18 protein-coding genes and 1 pseudogene are annotated in these 18,825 nt (G+C 31.5%); 2 read left to right on the top strand and 17 right to left on the bottom strand.

Going from position 1 to position 18,825, the window contains the following annotated elements; translation table 11 throughout:
- Positions 1–88: 88 nt before the first annotated feature.
- Together NQ558_RS02975 and NQ558_RS02970 are read right to left on the bottom strand one after the other, a co-directional pair.
- Positions 89–790: an acyl-[acyl-carrier-protein] thioesterase gene (locus NQ558_RS02975; RefSeq protein WP_005361214.1), complete on the bottom strand. Its 702-nt coding sequence runs from the start codon at positions 788–790 to the stop codon at positions 89–91.
- A 25-nt stretch (positions 791–815) separates the two neighbouring features.
- The gene (locus tag NQ558_RS02970; RefSeq protein ID WP_005361215.1) at positions 816–2,294 is read right to left on the bottom strand and encodes a L,D-transpeptidase family protein; all 1,479 of its coding nucleotides are present in this window, start codon (positions 2,292–2,294) and stop codon (positions 816–818) included.
- Between the two features lie 236 nt (positions 2,295–2,530).
- Here NQ558_RS02970 and NQ558_RS02965 point away from each other — a divergent pair, with 236 nt between their 5' ends.
- Positions 2,531–3,355, top strand: coding sequence for a hypothetical protein (locus NQ558_RS02965; RefSeq protein ID WP_040446613.1), 825 nt, complete (start codon positions 2,531–2,533; stop codon positions 3,353–3,355).
- Complete coding sequence (locus NQ558_RS02960) at positions 3,339–4,994, top strand: MBL fold metallo-hydrolase (protein WP_005361217.1); 1,656 nt, start codon at positions 3,339–3,341, stop codon at positions 4,992–4,994. Before NQ558_RS02965 ends, NQ558_RS02960 begins: the two co-directional genes overlap by 17 nt.
- Positions 4,995–5,145: 151 nt before the next feature.
- Here NQ558_RS02960 and NQ558_RS02955 read toward each other — a convergent pair whose 3' ends face one another.
- The 15 genes and pseudogenes from NQ558_RS02955 to NQ558_RS02885 form a co-directional block, all read right to left on the bottom strand.
- Positions 5,146–5,763 (bottom strand): VanZ family protein, encoded by a 618-nt coding sequence (locus tag NQ558_RS02955; RefSeq protein ID WP_005361218.1) that lies wholly within the window; start codon positions 5,761–5,763, stop codon positions 5,146–5,148.
- Positions 5,764–5,806: 43 nt separating this feature from the next.
- Positions 5,807–6,826, bottom strand: coding sequence for a dTDP-glucose 4,6-dehydratase (rfbB, locus tag NQ558_RS02950; RefSeq protein WP_005361220.1), 1,020 nt, complete (start codon positions 6,824–6,826; stop codon positions 5,807–5,809).
- A 196-nt stretch (positions 6,827–7,022) separates the two neighbouring features.
- On the bottom strand, positions 7,023–7,205 hold the full coding sequence (locus tag NQ558_RS02945) for a hypothetical protein (protein WP_005361225.1): 183 nt from the start codon (positions 7,203–7,205) through the stop codon (positions 7,023–7,025).
- 532 nt (positions 7,206–7,737) lie between these two features.
- Positions 7,738–8,355, bottom strand: coding sequence for a VanZ family protein (locus tag NQ558_RS02940; RefSeq protein ID WP_005361227.1), 618 nt, complete (start codon positions 8,353–8,355; stop codon positions 7,738–7,740).
- A 335-nt stretch (positions 8,356–8,690) separates the two neighbouring features.
- Positions 8,691–8,879 carry a 4Fe-4S dicluster domain-containing protein gene (locus NQ558_RS02935; protein WP_040446615.1) on the bottom strand — a complete coding sequence of 63 codons (189 nt, stop codon included), beginning with the start codon at positions 8,877–8,879 and terminating at the stop codon, positions 8,691–8,693.
- A 20-nt stretch (positions 8,880–8,899) separates the two neighbouring features.
- A complete protein-coding gene (locus NQ558_RS02930) occupies positions 8,900–9,856 on the bottom strand; it encodes a Coenzyme F420 hydrogenase/dehydrogenase, beta subunit C-terminal domain (RefSeq protein ID WP_005361229.1) in 957 nt (318 codons plus the stop codon).
- A gap of 98 nt (positions 9,857–9,954) precedes the next feature.
- Positions 9,955–11,475, bottom strand: coding sequence for a lipopolysaccharide biosynthesis protein (locus NQ558_RS02925; protein ID WP_005361230.1), 1,521 nt, complete (start codon positions 11,473–11,475; stop codon positions 9,955–9,957).
- Positions 11,476–11,505: 30 nt separating this feature from the next.
- Positions 11,506–12,747, bottom strand: coding sequence for an O-antigen ligase family protein (locus NQ558_RS02920; RefSeq protein ID WP_040446618.1), 1,242 nt, complete (start codon positions 12,745–12,747; stop codon positions 11,506–11,508).
- Positions 12,744–13,853, bottom strand: a complete 1,110-nt coding sequence (locus NQ558_RS02915) for a polysaccharide pyruvyl transferase family protein (RefSeq protein ID WP_005361232.1) — start codon at positions 13,851–13,853, stop codon at positions 12,744–12,746. Before NQ558_RS02915 ends, NQ558_RS02920 begins: the two co-directional genes overlap by 4 nt.
- Positions 13,834–14,541 carry a glycosyltransferase family 32 protein gene (locus NQ558_RS02910; protein ID WP_005361234.1) on the bottom strand — a complete coding sequence of 236 codons (708 nt, stop codon included), beginning with the start codon at positions 14,539–14,541 and terminating at the stop codon, positions 13,834–13,836. Before NQ558_RS02910 ends, NQ558_RS02915 begins: the two co-directional genes overlap by 20 nt.
- Positions 14,542–14,582: 41 nt before the next feature.
- Positions 14,583–15,104 (bottom strand): annotated as a pseudogene (locus tag NQ558_RS02905) (Coenzyme F420 hydrogenase/dehydrogenase, beta subunit C-terminal domain); the annotation flags it as partial.
- A 79-nt stretch (positions 15,105–15,183) separates the two neighbouring features.
- Positions 15,184–15,546, bottom strand: a complete 363-nt coding sequence (locus NQ558_RS02900) for a coenzyme F420 hydrogenase/dehydrogenase beta subunit N-terminal domain-containing protein (RefSeq protein ID WP_005361242.1) — start codon at positions 15,544–15,546, stop codon at positions 15,184–15,186.
- Positions 15,547–15,564: 18 nt separating this feature from the next.
- Entirely contained in the window at positions 15,565–16,593 is a 1,029-nt protein-coding gene (locus NQ558_RS02895; protein ID WP_005361244.1) for a polysaccharide pyruvyl transferase family protein, read from the bottom strand.
- A gap of 44 nt (positions 16,594–16,637) precedes the next feature.
- Positions 16,638–17,546 (bottom strand): glycosyltransferase family A protein, encoded by a 909-nt coding sequence (locus NQ558_RS02890; protein ID WP_005361246.1) that lies wholly within the window; start codon positions 17,544–17,546, stop codon positions 16,638–16,640.
- Between the two features lie 29 nt (positions 17,547–17,575).
- Positions 17,576–18,823 (bottom strand): hypothetical protein, encoded by a 1,248-nt coding sequence (locus tag NQ558_RS02885; RefSeq protein WP_005361248.1) that lies wholly within the window; start codon positions 18,821–18,823, stop codon positions 17,576–17,578.
- Positions 18,824–18,825 lie beyond the last annotated feature (2 nt).

Below are 18,825 nucleotides of genomic sequence, written 5' to 3'. Positions count from 1 at the left end.
TCTCTCCGTTCTATTTTTTATAGTTTACCTGATATTAGCACTTTTATAAAAAAGAGGTCAGACTTTAACGCCATAACCTCTTTTATCATTACATAAGCATTATTCTTGTAAGTGTCTCTCCACTTTGATTTTCGAAGCTAATACCTATTCCATTTTCTTCGCTATAAAGATATGGTGTAATAATTTCACCTTCCATAGCTTCTTTATTATACACAATATCTACCTCATGGCAAGGAAAATTTGTTGGTAAAAATTCTTCAGCCGCCCTTAAATAATTAGCATTGTTCATATGACCATTGCTGTCTATGTAAGTTTTTAAAACCTTAAACGACTCTAATTTTGTTCTTTCACTACTAAACCTAATCTTTCTTGACGCCTTTATATTATCAAATATCGGTTCCGGTTTATAAACACTTGAATCCTCTTCAGTAATTCTTAAAGGTTTTCGTGTCTGAATATCAATAAGAACCCAGAGGCTGTCTGCCTGAACAAGATAATCTCCATTTTCATCTTTTATGAAATACTGTCTTGAAGCAAACATGCTGCTAAACTTTGAAGGAGATGTGCCTATTGTTATTTTCTGTCCAAACATAATAGGTCTGTTAACTATAACTTTGTATGCAACAAGTACCCACGCCCTGGCCTCTCTTTTCATATAACTTACGCCACGACCAATATCTTCTGAATGAAAGGTGGAGCAATCCTGCAAAAGATTTAATATCTCATGCATTGGAACTTTTCCATTTCTATCTGTTCTGCTGTAACTTACTGTTGTCTCATATGAAAACATTTATTGCCCCTCTTTCTTCTATTATTTACTTAGATGTTGTTGTTTCCGGTACAGTTGTTGTCTCAGGTGCCTTAGTTGTTGTTTCAGGTACCTTAGTTGTTGTTTCAGGTACCTTGGTTGTAGGCTGTGTTGTAACAGGCTTTGTTGTAGGCTGCTGTGCAACAGCTTCTACTACAACTTTAAGTGTTGCTGTTCTTGCAGTGTATGCCTGATTTGAGTACTGTGCCTTATATGTTAATATATATGTTCCAGGTTTCTTTGTATCAACCTTTCCTGTAACTGTAACGCTGTTCTTAATATTTAAAGCATTACCCTTGTAATCCTTAACTGAAGCTACATAATTCAAAGGATTAAATGTGCTGTTCTGTTTAACCTTTACAGTTGTATTCTTCATTGTAAGACTTACCTTGTGGTCTTTTACAACGTATTTAATAGTCTTCTTTGCTGTCTTCTTATTTGTGCCCTTAACTTTATATGTAATGTAATATTTGCCCTTGTTTGCAAACTTAACCACACCATTCTTAATCTTAACTTTCTTCTTATTATACTTAACAGTAACTTTTATTTTCGAAGTAATATTCTTGCCTGCTGCTGTCTTTGCAGTAACATTAGCTAAAACATTAACTGAACTATTTAAAGCTACATCAGGATTCTTTACTGCGCCTGAAATAACAGGTTTCTTTGTATCTACTACTTTAAATGTTAAAGTCTTAGTCTTTGAGTTTCCTAAGCTGTCTTTTACTTTAAATTTAATCTTATACTTTCCTAATTTAGATGTTTTAATCTTACCAACTGTAGTAATCTTTGCATTTTTTTTCGTAAGAACGTTGCCTGCTCTGTCTTTTACTGTAATTAAGTCAGACAATTTAACTTTTGTTCCATACTCAATAGTCTTTACTTTTGCAGTAATTACAGGCTTATTGCTCTTGTATGGATTCTTAGGATCAGGATCAGTTGGATCCCAATCTGTAAACTTACCGTTTGTAATAGGTGTAAATGAAGGTCTCTTAATAGGATCATCCTTCTTTGTTCCTCTAAAAATTACAACCTTTGTTCCTAATGCACAATGATCATAAATCCACTTAGAATCTTTACATAAAAGTCTTACACAACCGTGTGATGCCTTCTGTCCCATTACATTGTATGCCTTAACTGACATTGTTGATTTATCACCATTCTTGTAATACCAAACTGAATGGAATAAGATGCCGGTTGTAATTCTTGTACAATACTGTGCATAACAATTTCCTATCATCTCATGCCATCTGTATTTAACAGGTGTATAAAATGTTCCCGTAGGTGTTTCATTACTTGGTGAACAAATCATAGCCTTTATTGCTTTTCCGTTTTTGTAAACTGTTGTACAGTTTGTTCCTAAGTTAACTTTAATAACATAACCTTTGCTTTCTTTAGCTTCTGTCTTAACTGTTGCTGTGCCTGAAATACCAAATGCCATAACAACAATCATTAATACTGCTACTAATTTTGATGTGATTTTCTTCATATCATTACTCCTTTGCTTATTTTGAAGCCTTTTACGGCTTATTCCCTTTAACAGAATTCGCCCTTATTATACTATTTTATTTGGCAATATACAATCACAAACACCTAATTAGTTGTTTTTCATAAGTGGTTCATATATAATGTACTTAAACGTTTTTATTTCACAAAAATATCGTATTTACTTAAAATTTATATTTTATAATCTAAGAAAATGCACATAATATTATGGAGGCTTTTATGTTCAAAAACAAATTTAAACTTTTTATTTTTATGCTGGCAATTGGTTTCGTTCTCATAACATTGGACGTTAATGTTACAACTCCATTTAAATATCCACATAAATATAACAATTCAGGTTCGGTAATCGGAGAATTTCAGTATTATAACATTGCATCTAACTATAATGCCTGGTGCGATTACAAAGTTATTAACACAAGTTCAGAAAAAGCTGATGAAAATTCACATTATAATACAACAAATGATAATAGCTCAACCAATTCATCAACAAACACCGGTCAGAGCACGGCAAAAGTTATTGACCACGTTTATTTTGGAAATATTTCAGTAGATATTTTCAGTGATGCTTTAGGTTTTCTTCTTATATTTATTGCATGCTTAAACTTAGCTAAAGTTAATAACCGTTTCAAATACGGTTCAGTTACGACATTGTTCGCCTTAATTTTGCACATTGTTATTTTGGCACTTCCATTCTTCACTAACGGAATAGTTCTATGCAATACAGCTCTTGTTTTGGGACTGGCTTATCTTGGAAGCAATGTTATAACTACTTTTATGTTCAGTAGCGGACTTCTTAAGATGTGCACGGACATTTGCTGTAGAGATGAAAGAAAATGGTGCAAAATGATTTGGTTCGTTACTTTTGTTCTACAGATTTTAGTCACATTTGTTTTCTGGATAGGTTCAGATTTCAATATGCTCCTGGCTGTGGGCAGATTCTTTGAAGGCGTACTTGTATTTATGGTAATTGTTTTTTGGATTATTCTGAAACGTACATATTATTATTTAGAAAGGACATGGCTTAATTATGAAAAACAAAATTAATTTAGGAACAAAGTTTATTGCATTTCTTGCTCTTTTTATGTTTAGCATTTTGGCAATTAATGTTTCTGCCAAAGCAGGGCAAATGAAAATGCATGCCATTTATGTTGACAGGGGTGATGCCATTGTTATCGAAAGTAACGGACATTTTATGCTTGTGGATTCAGGTATTTCACAAATATCTGAAAAGGTACTTGCATATCTTAAATCTTTAAACATTCCGAATAAAAAAATTGACTACGTTATATCAACCCACCCTGACGGGGACCATGTTGGCGGTTTTCCTGCTGTTTTCAAAGAATATGAAATCGGTCAGGTAATTTACTCACCATGTACAAAACCAAGCAAAGACTACCTTAGTTTTATAAAAACCGTTAAGGAGAAAGATTGTCCTTTCAGGATTCCGGTGGAAGGTGAAAAATTCAAATTGGGCGATGCGACTGTGGAAGTGATTTATGACGGTTCACAAGGTTCAACCTATAATGAAGCCAGCATTGTTATGCGTGTCACATGCGATAACAAGTCTATTCTCTTAACCGGCGACCTTCCATCTACCATGGAAAATGAACTTCTTAAACAAGGTTATAATTTTAAGGCTGATGTTCTTAAAATAGGTCATCACGGTGCTGCCGCTTCATCATGTGCCAACTTCCTTGACGCAGTTGCTCCACAATACGCAGTTGTTTCCTGCGGAACTCCTGATATATGCGAATTTCCTAAGGAATCAGTACTTCAAAGACTTGCAAGACGTTTTATCAAATTATATAGAACTGCAGATGCTAATGTAGTTATCAATTTTAACAACGGTGTAATTTCTACTTCCAATAAAGAAAACAATCCTTTTGTTTCAATAAAAAAAGGTACGATAACATTGAGTAATAACGTTTTCTACGCAACAGGTAAACAAATCAAACCTACTGTCAATTTGTACGTTGACGGTCAGTTAGTTCCTGCATATCATTACAAGATTACTTATTCATCTAACATTAACACCGGTGTTGCCAAGGTTAAACTTACTGCAACAGAAGTTAAATACGTTAGCGTATGTTCAACTACATTTTTGATTTTGCCTAAGAAAGAAACACTGAAAGGTTCCGTTTCTTCTTATAACAGTGCACATTTAAGTTGGGGCAAGCAAGGTTCCGCAACAGGTTACACAATAATGTATTCCACTGACAAAACATTTAACACGGCATTTAAATATAAATACATTACAAAACCTGAAACTACAAATACTACTTTCAAAAATCTTAAATATAACACAAAGTACTATTTTAAAATCAGGGCATATAAAACAAATGTTGGCTACGGAAAATGGAGCAAAACAGTTAAAATAAAAACAAAAAAGAACCCTGCTCCTGCAACTGTAAAAATCAAGTCAGCAAAGAAATATTCAAAAACTTCTATTTATGTAAAATGGAAAGCTCAGACTGCCCGCGGAAAAAGTGGCTACTATGTCCAGTACTCCACTAACAAACGATTTAAGAAAAATACGAAAACACTAAAGATAAAAACAACTTGGCAAAACTCAGCTACAATTACAAAGTTGAAGAAAAAGAAAACATACTACATACGTGTTCGAGGATATAATAAGCACGGAAAAGGTAATTGGAGCAAGACAATTAAGGTGAAGTTGAAGTAAGAGATACAAAATCTCTTAACTTTTTGGCTTATTTCACAGATAATATTTATATAATAGTTTTTAGAGAATCAGGGCTGGTGCAATGCCAGCCCTGATTGACTTAATATTTTCTGTTTTCTTTCAGCTATTTTTTTCGGCTCCTTTTTTGGTTTTATTCCCCTTTATGTCTAACCCTATATATCACATAGTACACCGTGCCGCCAACGGTTCCGCCCAGCGTGTTGTACACCAAATCCGATATTTGGAACGTGCCAAGGTGGAACAGTAGCTGTGAAAACTCAATTCCAAAAGAAAAAATTCCAACTGCCACGGTAGACTTCCATAGAACTTTTCCAAGTCTTACATCACTTCCAAGAATCTCATCCTTAAACGCCCAAAGCAAAAGCACCGCAAAAGGCATAAAAAGCATAAAATTCTCAATAGGCTCCGTACACAAAGTGCCATCAGCATTATGAAGCCCCCATTTTCCCATAACATCGCCTAACGGATCAAACCAAATATCTCTATTCAAAATCGTTCTAAAAAGAATCATAGTAGAATAAAACACCAAAAGGAAAGCCCTTCTAAATGTAGAGCTTTCCTTAAAATTTCTAAACCATGTTCCAAAAATATTTTTAATCAGGCTTCCCTTCTTCCAGCCGTGTTCCCTTGCGTAAAGAAAAACAAACATAGAAACAAAAGCCATTAGCACTGCTGCGCCAAAAGGTTGATAAAGTGCAGTAAGCACCTCTTTTATAATGTTAGTAATAATATCATTTGCTTTGTCCATAGTAAACCTTTCGTATGGATAACTATTCTACCGCAACATATTGCTATCTGTTACCATACATCTTTTCATAATAATTCTGGTATTCTCCCGAAATAATAGTTTCCCACCATTCTTTATTGTCAAGATACCATTTGATAGTCTTCTTAATACCGTCAACAAACTTAGTTTCCGGCAACCAGCCAAGTTCGTTGTGAATCTTAGTAGGATCGATTGCGTAACGCATATCGTGTCCCTTTCTGTCAGCTACGTATGTAATAAGGCTTTCAGGCTTGCCTAATTCCTTACAGATAATCTTAACAATGTCAATGTTCTTCATTTCGTTGTGACCACCAACATTGTAAACTTCGCCAACTCTTCCCTTGTGAATAATCAAGTCAATTGCGCGACAATGATCTTCAACATATAACCAGTCACGAACATTTTCGCCCTTGCCATATACAGGAAGTGGCTTGTCATTTAATGCATTGGCAATCATAAGGGGAATCAACTTCTCTGGGAAGTGATATGGTCCATAGTTATTAGAACATCTACTGATTGTAACAGGAAGTCCGTAAGTTCTGTGATATGCAAGAACCAAAAGGTCAGCCCCTGCCTTTGACGAACTGTAAGGACTGCTTGTATGAATTGGTGTTTCCTCTGTAAAGAACAAGTCAGGTCTGTCAAGAGGAAGGTCGCCATAAACTTCGTCAGTAGATACCTGATGATAACGCTTAATACCATACTTTCTGCAGGCATCCATAAGAACTGCAGTACCAAGAATATTAGTGTTAAGGAACACTTCCGGGTTCTCTATTGAACGGTCTACATGACTTTCTGCCGCAAAGTTAACAACCATGTCAGGATGTTCTTCCTCGAAAAGTCCGTAAATTGCATCTCTGTCGCAAATGTCGATTTTGCAAAAACGGAAATTAGGATTGTCCATAACTGGTTCAAGAGTGGATAAGTTACCTGCGTAAGTGAGCTTGTCCACACAAATAATTCTATAATCAGGATATGTATTCAACATATGAAATACAAAGTTACTTCCGATAAATCCGGCTCCACCGGTTACGATAATGTTCATAATTGTTTGCTCCTAAAAAACTAATATTTGTTCCAAAGGCAAAATTAGTTCAATAATTCCTTATCCTTAACTAAATCCTCGACTAAATTCTTGACTATCCTTGATTAATTTTTTAATTCTTTAGTCGAGAAATTCCAATCTTATTTTATTGCAATACTGCACACATCAATAATCGACCTTGCCATTTTTCCTGCCTCTATTTATTAACTACATTCATCATATTAACTATACCTACATACGCTAATATAATAACCAATATTATTATTGATGCTCCAAATGCTTTTATTGTTTTACTAATAAATCTCATTTTCATTTTATTTATATAATTCAATTTATATAGTTCTGCTATCATTGTATCTGTAATATCATTTGAATCCATTTTTTTTACTTTTTTCTATATTTTTCGAAAGTAATTTCCTTTCTTATGAACCAAACTGATTCGTATTGAATATTACAATTATGAGCCATCAAGGTTCTTATTCCCCAAAAATATACGTAAAATATTGACGTTAACAAAGACATAACTATAGCAATAAGTATCATACACTTCGTTTAATCTACTTTAACTATATTATATGTATCCATTATTAAATTTCTACAGTTAATTATACCACTCCCTTTATTCGAACACAAGTTCTTTTTGGGGTTAAAAAAAGAGAAACCTCTTTTATCTAAGGTTTCTCCAAAAATACAAAATAGCTGGTTTAATTGTGATGCTTTCCATCAATCATAAGCCTCTCACCCACTCAGCTTTATTATCCACTGTGCTAAAGAGTTGATGTAAAGTTTTAACGTTGCCAGTACAACGGAAGCAAACTCCTTATGCTTCATATCCTGTTTTATAGGAAGAGTTTTCCTCTTGGTACTTATGTTATACACGTAAAAGCCAAAAATATCAACTGTAGTATCCATCATTCCCCTTTGTGCCTAATCCTATATATCACATAGTACACCGCGCCACCAACGGTTCCGCCCAGCGTGTTGTACACCAAATCCGATATTTGGAACGTACCAAGATGGAACAACAACTGCGAAAATTCGATTCCAAAAGAAAAAATTCCAACTACAACGGTGGACTTCCATAGAACCTTTCCAAGCCTTACATCGCTTCCAAGAATATCGTCCTTAAATGCCCAAAGCAAAAGCACAGCAAAAGGTATAAAAAGCATGCAATTCTCAATAGGCTCCGTAGACAAGGTCCCATCAGAATTATGAAGCCCCCATCCCCCCATAATATAATCTAACGGATTAAACCAAATATCTCTATTCAGAATAGTTCTAAAAAGAATCATTGTAGAATAAAACACTAAAAGAAAAGCCCTTCTAAATGTAGAGCTTTCCTTAAAATTTTTAAACCATATTCCAAAAATGTTTTTAATCAGGCTTCCCTTCTTCCAGCCGTGTTCCTTTGCATAAAGAAAAACAAACATAGAAACAAAAGCCATTAGCACTGCCGCACCAAAAGGCTGATAAAGTGCTGTAAGCACTTCTTTTATGATTTTAGTGATTATTTCATTTGCCTTATCCATAGTAAACCTTTCGTATAACTAATATCATATTACAACCTATTCTCATATATTTCCATACTCATTTTAATGCTACCCTAATTTATAGTTGTTCTTTGGTATCAAAACATCTCTTAATTCCATTGCTAATCTTAATTTAACTCCCCCACTATCTGTGAGTCTTTGTTGCGTCAATGCCATAACTCATCCTCTTTCCGTCTTCCATATATATAACAAGATTTCAGTGTATTTGTACATTAATATAATTTAAACATAATGTAATACTATGTCTCATATACATTGCCCCATCAATTCTTCATTTTTACTGTCTCACTAGTACTTATAAGATACCTTAATTTTTATGATTTAATTGGGCAGACCTTTAAGCAGATACCACACCCAACGCATTTTTCACAATTAATTAAAGGATATTCAAACCCTTCTTCATCAATCACTATATCAATTGCTTTCTTTGGGCACACCGCATAACAAGCCATACATCCACAACATTCTTCCTTCCTATTATATAATATTGGTTTTTTTTTCATATCTGTTTTTTGCTACCTTTCTATTTTCTTGAAATTTTATTTATCCTATACTTTATTTTTGCAAAAAGTGAATTTAATCCATATTTTTTAACGATAAGAAAAATCCCACCTCTCCTATAATCGTTCCAAAATTTTTCTCTATCCTTTGGTTTTTCAGTTGGTCTTTCTAGATTATATTGCCAGCACTGCTTAATATCACTTTTTTTGTAAAATAAACGTTGCTTTATATGATTAAATAATTCAACTCCATATTCTGTATGAATCAAAAACAATGAAGTTCCCTCTGGTTCAAAAAATTCTGGAATTGTCTCCTCAATATGCCAAAAGTCACCTATTGTCAAATCAGTTTTTCTTACAATAGTTGCATATTTGCATTTATAACAATATGGACGCAATGCACATCCGCTATAAAAAACATTCACATAGTCTTTTATCATAATCTCTTTTCCTTCTATTTCAACTAATGCACTCGGATTTTTCCACCCATTTCTTTTATCTTTAAATGTAAGATATTTAATCTTCCCGTTATATTTATTTTCAATATATTCTGCATACTCTTTCCAAAGTTTTGCACTAGGCATTCCATGACAAACAATATCTACGATATATACTCTGTCACGAATTTTTTTCATTTCACAAAACTTTCTAAATCCATCTGCTTGACATCCCATTCCAACAAATAAAATCTTTTTGTCTACATTTTGTTTCAACCAATAGTAAGCCTCATTATATATATTTCCCATTCGACTCTGCATATATTTCGATCCTATAGCTTTGTCTCTATCACTTTTGCTTTGAATTATTTTATAATTTAAATTGTAATTATCATACTCATATACCGCAGCTATAACTGCATCTCCTCTTTCTATAAAGTAATCCGATATTGCTGTAAAAGCTCCTCCTGATGAGCTTTTCATCACTATCTTCTTTTCTTTGATTCTTCCCGCATATACTCTTGTGTTAACCGTATTTGGCATATTGTATTTATCTCCTGCACCTATTAAACTACAAATATTTTTTTAATTCTATTTTTAATGTTATTTTTTATCTCAATAAAAGCAAAAAAGAACACATCCTACAATTTGTATGAACTTTTATTCTCACTTTTTTTCCTTAGGTATGAATTTGTTAACCACTTTAAAAGATTTGGATTTGCTATCATATTTATTGTCCCCCCCGCTATGCCAATCACAACTGTAATAATTACTCCCCAAAAAATCAAATCATAAAATGTATTTATTCTTAATTTTATGAATCTAGAAGCAAATACAATTGAGAAAAAAAACAGATAATTTAATCCATAAATAACTATCGTTTTTTTACAAGATCTATTCATAACTTTTTTATCAGATATGTATGCACAATATATAACTTTAACAGGTAATGCTATTGTTGAGCCAATTAAGACTCCCATAATTCCCATTTTTTGTACAAGTACAATCGATATAAAAATATTCATAAACGCTTCTAAAATAGAAATATAACTTGTTTGTTTCGCATACCCCGCCAAACCAGTTAGATTTCCTGTTACATATCTGCTCCATGAAAAAATTCTAATCAGGCAAAAAAATACCGGCAATGACGCATATATATAATTAATATCTGACACCCCTTTTGTATATATGCTTATAAATGGCAAAATTAATATATATGCTATAGACATTAAAATTGTCATTCCTCCCAAAAATATTGAAGTAAAATTGTCATGAAGTATTTCATATTTCTTTATATTCTCATGAAATGCCTGTCCCAGCAAATAATTTATACTTGTATATACTGCATTTAGTAATGTGTTCAAAGCACTAAATATCATATTATATATAACATACACACTTGCCATTTTAGTACTTACAAATGTAGAAAGTATTATGTTATCAGTTGAAGAAAATATTGTCCATGCTAATTCATTAATAACATATGCATTACGATCTCTTAATTTTTCCTTTCCACTTCCCGCTTTAAAATTTATCCATTTATATTTTCGTCTAAAATATGTAACATAAAATATTACTTTTGCAATAGTTATAATGCAATAAGAAAATTGTAATAGAAACAAACTCGCTCCTACTGTTGCAAGGCCTATTCTAACCAAATAACTTATACCTTTATTAAATACTTCAACCGTTGTATTTACATAATCCTCTCCAAATGCAGATAAAATCGATGATGGAGTTTGAACAAAGTAGAATGACAATACACCTGCCACTCCCTCAAAGAACGCTGCAAAAAAAATCACCTCTTTATCTAAATTACTAACTACAAAAACAGGTGCCATTACAGAAAGAATTATTACCCCTATTCCATATAACACTGTCACTCTCTGAAAATATCGCTTTGCAGTTGTCGCAACCACAGATATTTGTTCTTCATCTTTTTTTGCAATGCATTTGAATAATTCATTTTTTGCTGCTTGTCTTATTCCCGCTTCAAGAAGTGCCATATATGAAAAAATTTGTGTTATCGTACTTATAAGACCATTTGCATCTGAGCCATAATTTTTTAAGATAACTCTTGGAAAAACCATACCCAAAAGCAATATAATTAATTGTCCCGTAAAGCCGACTACAACATTTTTTTTTGCTTTAGATTTTTTCATATATAACCTCCATCTATCAACTAACTATTATTAATTTTCATTCTTATTTATATCTCTTATTATATATCCAACATTCGTCTTGACCAGTTTATTTCGAATACTACTTATAAGGATCAATCCAAATATTTCTATAAAAAATTGTCCTGCCAAGTAAAGAGGATTCCCTGTAAAGCCGTATATAATAAACCATAATTGACAATATAACGAAACTAAAACCACTCTACTGTATTGTGTATTGTTCAAAGACTTAATTTTTTTATAAATATAAATTGTATAAACTATTCCCAAAACAAATACACTACAAAAGACGACAGTTCCAACTATACCTATCTCTGCCAACATTTGGTAATATATGTTATGTGCTGCCCATGCATTTATATAATGATATTTTGCTAAATTTACACCTGCTGTTGCTATATGTCTTGGAAAGCAAGCAAATCCTATTCCAAATATTTTATTTCTTGACCATAACATCATTGCATATTCCCAAAAATACACACGAGAATTTAAACTTGTATCTCCACTTGAGTCCAGCAAACGGTTAATTGCATTTAAAGCAGACGGCATTGTCAAACTTATTGTTCCAATTCCTATAATTGCTATAACCAATAATATAAAAAATTTTTTATATTTTTGGTTATCCTTTGACATGATTGCAATAATAATCACTAAAATAAGAGGTATTACAAATAGCATTCTTTTCCCTGTAATTAATATTGTCAAAATTAAAATCATTAAATTAATCAATTCTCTAAAAACATTACAATCTTTACTAAATAATTTCGTGACTGTAAAAGCTGTAGAAAATGATACAACCTGAGCTGTATACTGGTAATCCATATATATTCCCGCATCACGTCCCATAACTGGCCATGTCACAATATATATCACTGCAATAAATACTCCAATTTTCTGTAAATATTCACACAATTTCAAAACATAGTCAACATCAAAACATATACAAGAAAAAAGTACAACAAATATAAATCTCAACCAATATGGAAACGTTACTTCTGGACAATAACTATGAAAATAGCTATAGGTAATTACTACAGCCATCAGACACGTCATAACTATTAATGCTTTAAATCTTCTATTTATTTTGACTCTTTTTTTATTCAAAAATACACCTATAAGTGAAAATACAATAGCAAGGATTAATTTTTCTCCTGCATATCCCATAATGCCTTTTTCTCCTGCATATAAAGTCATACAAATAAAAAAAGTTTGTAATCCTGCTATTAAATTATTTAAAGTTAATCGTGATTTCACTTAATTTTCTCCCCTTTTATTATTGTATTAACAAACTCTTTAGAAAAATTTATTTCTTCCTTTAGTTTATCTAGTGCTTCTTCATATTTCGGCATAGCATCTATATCCCATTTTTCCAAATTTTTACCTATAACTCTTTCTTCTAAATGTAATAAATGAAGCAAATTGCCTACTCTGCTATCACTTATTTCTGAGCACTCGGCTATCTTTACCCAAAACTTTTTTTTAAATATAATTGAAAAAGCTGTACAATGGAAAGAATCTGTAATAACATAATCAGCTCCACTTATCCAGCTTAAAAAATCTATAGGAGTGTCACAGTATCTTGGTATAAAATTTTTTGGTTTTGGTCTTAACCAAGCTTGCATTTCCACTATTTTTAATCCTGTCCTATCAGCAAGATACTGAGCAACCTCCTTCATCTTTGTTTTTTCTCCTTGTAATGTATATAGAAAAATATATCTCTTTACTTTTTTTTCATTAACTAAGCTTTTCCATTTATTCTCGTTTATTAAAAAAACAGGATCCATAACTAATTTTGTATCTGTTCTATTTGTAATCTCATTAAAAAACTTTCGGCCACTTTCTTCCCTCACCGAAACTTTATTAAAACGTTTTAACATTTCCAAATATTCTTTTTCTCTTGTTCTATATGTTCCAAAACTCGCTGCATATGAATTTAATTTTTTCTTATCTGAAACAAACGCCCCTAGATAATTGCTATCTTTTCCTGACAAATTATAATTCCAAATTTGATCGCTTCCAAACAAAAAATAATCATACATATTATTTGATTCAATAACATTATTTTCTAAGTAAGTTTTGCTCAAATTCAAATATTGCTTTCTGTATTTTTCAAATGCTTTATTTTTTAAATATCTTATTGGCCAATCAGATAGGTCACGTAGTAACTTTTTAATATCCTTATTTGCCAAAGAATGTCCTCTGTAAGCCTTTTCTAAATATGCACTCCTATAGTCCACTATTTCTGCATTCACTCCTATAGTTTCTAAATATGTTTGCAATGCATAAGCTTGCAAAACTGCTCCGTAATTATTAGCTCTATGGAATGTTAAAATTCCAACTTTATTTGCCTTTTTTCCCATTTTTACATTTCCTTTTTATCCTTCTAATAATTCTATTTTTATATTTTATTATTTTATCCTTTACTCTCCTGTCTAAAGGTAACCATGACGCCCCAAAATGATGAATACATCGTGTTTTAGATGTTACTCCTTTATGAGCCGTAAAGTATTCCGATGGATATATAATCATATCCCCTTTTTTTTGTATTTTTTCTAGAGCTTTTATTCCATATTTCTCTTCTAACAAATGTGCTAAAATTTGTGTATTAGACATTGTTGCACTCTGCTTATAATAACTATTTGTCTTATAATACTCTAACATACTTTTACAAATTTCATGGTGAGGAACAAAAGCCATAAATCCAGTCCCTATAGTTTTATTTTCACTTTCTGTTCCTAGCACAACACCATGATCTTTTAACAATTCTGAAAAATCTCTTATAACTTCAACATCAGTGTCAAAATATATTCCACCATATTCATACAATGCATACATTCTTGCAACATCACTCACAAAAGCCATTTTCCCCGATTTTAGAGCCTCCATCGCATATTTGTATTTTTCCATTGGAAAATTTTTCTCGTCCCATTTGCAAATACGATACTCTGGAAATGTTTTTTCCCATGTTTTTATATATTTTTGATATTGATTTGGAATTTTCCCCTCACCAAACCAACAATAATGAATTATTTTTGGTATTCCTTCCATCTTCTTTCACTTCTCCTAAATATAATTTTTCCTTTTTTACTTTATCTTCTTATTTTTTTAACCCACTTGTCCACATGAGAAATTCTTAACATATGAGCAAAAACATATTTTGTTTTGCTTTTAAGCGTATTGTTTCCTATGTATCGTTGCACCTCTTTGTATCCTTTTTTCAAATATATTTGCCAAAATACTTTTCTATTTGATGGCACATTACACGGTGACTTCATATGTGGTTGATAAACTTCTGACTTATTTATAACCATTAGTTCACCACAATCATTGCCATTTAACAAAGTTTTTCCTTTTTTTGTATTACATATAACAAGAGACCAGTCTCCTATTTCGTTTTCTTTCCACAAATCTGCAACACTAATATCTGAAACCCTGTGTTCTTGTGCATATTTACATTCATAACATGAAGGTCGTAAAATCAAATTTTTTAAATATACTGAAAAAAACCAATCTAAATTCGTTGAGGCTGCGTGATACTCTTTATCATTTTCAAATATTATCGCCATATCTTGTTTTTGCCCAACTCTATATTTTGCTCTAAATTTCACGTTAACTGCTTTTGAATGATACTTTTTTCTTTGTCCTTTATATAATCATGGAAAAATTTTTCACTTCCAACCCCATGACATATTACTTCCACAGAAAAAAATTGTCCATACAAATTTTTTTAATTTTTAAATAGTTAATAATAGCATTTACTTGACATGGTGTTCCAGAAAATAAGACTTTTCTATTATTTGCCAAATCCACAGCAATTTGCTGGAATGCTTCACTAATATTGCTTTGAATATACTTAGAGCCTCGCATTTTATCTCTTTGCTCTGTTCTTTCTGCTCTAATGTGTATTGCATTAAACTTTTCATTTAAAACACAGCCATATACAACTCCTCCTGATTCTAATATTCTATCTGAAATCATCGTAAAAGCTCCTCCTGATGAACTATTTTTCTCCACATTTATATCACAGTGTTTAAATTTGTAAAAAGTTTGCATTTTTTCCACCTTTTAATTTTATATATTTTCCTTTAAAAATTCATACGCCTTTTTTCTCTGCATATTTAACCATTTTTTTGCATTCGCTTTCTTTGGTACATAATTCTCTTCTGAAATAATGCACTCCTTTAATCCTGCCGAATCAAACAATTCTTCAATTCGGTTATTATGTTTTCCATTTTTTAATATTATATCAGCGCCAAGTAGCTTTTCAAATATAATAGAAAAAGCTGTTCCATGAAATGAATTTGTAAAAACAGCTTCTGCGTTTTCAATCCACCACAAAAAATGATCTGGCGCATTATTTAAAATAAATTCTACACTTTTTTTATTTATTATAATGTCACATTCGTTTTCTTTTGCATACTTTTTTGCAGACTTAAGCACATTTACATCCTCTTGAATCAAATAAACAAAGACATATCTTTTTTTTAATTTTCTTTTAGTAGCAACCCTTCTCCACTGTTCCAATGTCAATAAAAAAACCGGATCTGGCAGTATCGAAGTATCTTTAGGCAAATCTAATTTTTTTATAGATGATGCTTCTCTTACAGAAATTGCATCAAAACTATTTAAATAATTCTTTAATTCATCTACTTTTTCTTTTTCCATTTCTGTAGTCCCCATACTAGCCGCATATGATATTTTTCTTTTTTCTTGTTCAACAAAATCCAAAAAATAAGTGGTATCATTGCCAGAACATCCAATATTCCAAATCTGATCACTTCCCGCTACGAATGTTGAATACATTGTATTACACTTTTTTATATTTTCTTTTTTATATTTATTACTAGATAACATTAAATTTTTTTTCCTAAAACGGTCAAAGCTATGACGTTTTATCCTATAATATAATGCTAGTGGGATTTTTTTCACAAAATTTCCACCTTGTACATATCTAGTTTTCTCTACTTCTTCACATTCATAATCAATTATTTCCGTTCTAAAATTAATTTCTTTATTTATAAACTCACATAGTGCATATGCTTGCAAAACTGCACCTAAATTATCTGCGCCATGAAAAGTTAATATTCCAATTTTCTTCATCAAAATTTCTCCATATTATTTTTTTGAATATTTATTTATCAAAATTAAGTTTGTGTAACACCACTAATTTCAAATGTTTTTTTCCATTTTACATATATAATCTTTGCTGGTAAGAAAGAAACAATAAATAAAACCTTATTCTTTGTATTTTTAAACAAATAATGTATTTTTTTCTTTGCAAATCTTCCATAAATTTGATATTGTAATGCAGATTTAACCTTTGCTTTAATATTAGAGTCTGATTCCAAAAACACTTTTGCTCTTGCTACACATCCATTCGGAGAGTTTATGTTGTGTCTTCTTCGATTATTAGTTAATCCTTCTTCAAGATAATCCGAAATATAAATAACTTTATTAAAGAATCTCATCTTATACGTCTTAGACATCTGTATCCAAACAATATCTTCTCCTAAAAATTTCTCATCTTTAAATTCCGGAAATGGATATTCTTTCAAGCAATGAGTATACCAAACTTCAGCCATATCTCCACCGATTTTCCTATTAATTCTACACTCAACATATGACTCCCTCATTCCATCTTCTGGCACTCCTGATGTGCTCAAATAACCACCATTTGATTTTCCTCTCAAAAAACTAAAGCCACAAAGATCACCTTCATCTTTATATTTTTCATATGTTTCTTGAATAGTTAAAATTGCATCATCTGTTAGTGTGTCATCACTATCAACAATAAACACCAATTTAGTTTTAACATATTGGCATCCATAATTAAGAGCCGTGTGCTTCCCCCCATTATTTTTTTTATAATACCTAATGGGAAAATCTGCTTTCTTCTGTATTGTCTCAATATACTCGTCTGTATTGTCACTGCTTCCATCGTCAACAACAATCCACTCAAACTCTTTATCTTTCTGATTACATAAGGACTTGTACAGTTTGTGCAGAAGCTTCTCTCTATTATAAGTAGGTGTTAGAATTGTAATATCACTCATTTGCGTCCTCGCTTTTTTAGTTAAATCTATTATTTGAACTTACTTATTACTCTTTTAATTATCTTATAGGCATATGCTTTAGGTCTATTAAATTTAAAATCAATAAACCATGATAATTCAGTATCTTTCCAATAACCCTTCTCTTTCACAAACATATGTTGTGTCGTTTCCCAATAACTTAATTTTATCGGTGTTGTTTCTAAGAATGTTCTTATTTCTTTCATTTTTTTAGTATCATATCTAAACCCAAATTTATTAGGATCCCCATGTGCCGACAAAATATTCATCATTGTTCTATAGCATTTTTCACATTTGCAGCAATTCATTCCCTCCTGTTTATTCCAGCAAACCTGTAATTCGAAATACTTGTTTGTTTTAGAAGAATAATCTACTATCTTTTTAACCTTCTCATTTCTATCCAAGTCCGCATCAGCTGATATAAATTTACAACCACAATAATTAATTGCATTAATTATTTCTTCATTATTGGCATCAAATGTGCTATCTAGTGATGAATGCGAAGATCCTATATAATGGCAATTGATATTTTTCGAATAAATCACTGGGGCTATAACAGCAGTCATCACAACTATATGTGCAACGCTTGCCCAATATCCCCACCACAGTTCTCTATCAATAAACTTTTTGAATTTCTCGTCAAAGGAATACTCTTTAAACAATTCTCTACAATTAGATTCAACAAAACAATAGTCTACTCCTGGAATATTATTTTTAACTTTGTTAAAATACTCCTCTAATCTGCTATGTGCTTTTTGATTTGAAAGTGCTATGTCTCCACCAACTATATTTATCAATAACGGTTTTAAATTAATTGTTTCAACCAATGCACTTGTAGCATCAACTCCACCTGTAAAGAACACCGATGTTTTGTTTGTTCCAACACTGTTCTTTTTATTTTCAATAACTCTATCTGAAATCACTTTCAATTTCAGATTTCCTTGTGGATACATCTTGTTAAAAATCAATCCTAGTTCTTGTGTTGATTTCAAATAGTCAGCATCCACTTCATCAACTTTAATAGGAATTTGATACAACATTGCAATTCCCATCATCGTCCCAATAAACGGAATCGACAATATAGATTTTGGAATTTCTTCCAATTTTGTTTCTTTTTGTGGTCTCACAAATAAAGTTCCTTGATTATGTTCATCAATATATTCCCTATTAATATGTTTTCTTAATTCTTTTGGAATATCAAACTTATATGTGATAGTATTTTTTTCTAAAATTATATTTTTTAAAGCAATAACTTTCATAT

The organism is Eubacterium ventriosum (assembly GCF_025150745.1).
GTDB lineage: Bacteria > Bacillota > Clostridia > Lachnospirales > Lachnospiraceae > Eubacterium_G > Eubacterium_G ventriosum.
Note: the sequence above shows the minus strand (reverse complement) of the source record. Positions and strands in the feature narration are given on the sequence as shown.